The organism is Streptomyces europaeiscabiei, assembly GCF_001550375.1.
GTDB lineage: Bacteria > Actinomycetota > Actinomycetes > Streptomycetales > Streptomycetaceae > Streptomyces > Streptomyces europaeiscabiei.
Map to the genome: position 1 here is coordinate 1 of NZ_LRTR01000633.1, position 527 is coordinate 527.

The window sequence follows — 527 nt, forward strand, 5'->3', positions numbered from 1 at the left end:
CGGGTTCGAGCGGGTTGATGCCGCTGCGGCGCATCCGCGCCTCGCCGTCGGCGTCGGCGGTGGCCATGCCCCCTCCGGCCCAGGGTCCCCAGGCCAGCGAGGTGGCGGGCAGTCCGGCGGCCCTGCGCTGTTCGGCGAGGGCGTCCAGGTAGGCGTTGGCCGCCGCGTAGTTGGCCTGGCCGATGGTGCCGAGGGTGCCGGAGACCGACGAGTACAGGACGAACGCCGTGAGGTCGCGGTCGCGGGTCAGCTCGTCGAGGTTGCGGGCGGCGGCCAGCTTGGGCCGCAGGACGCGGTCCAGGGCGGCGGGGTCCATGCCGTCGATGAGGCGGTCGTCGAGGACGCCCGCGGTGTGCACGACGGCGTCGACGGGGTGGTCGGCGAGCAGCGCGGCGAGCGCGTCCCGGTCGGCGGTGTCGCAGGCGGCCAGGACGAGTTCGGTACCGGTGCCGGCGAGGGTGTCCTGAAGGCGGGCGGCGCCCTCGGAGCCGGGCCCGGAGCGGCTGACGGCGACGATGCGTGCGGTG

General features: G+C 76.3%; 1 protein-coding gene. It reads right to left on the reverse strand.

What is annotated here, in order from left to right; genetic code table 11:
* A partial coding sequence (locus AWZ10_RS31020) for a KR domain-containing protein (RefSeq protein ID WP_159058400.1) occupies positions 1-527 on the reverse strand: 527 nt, incomplete at both ends.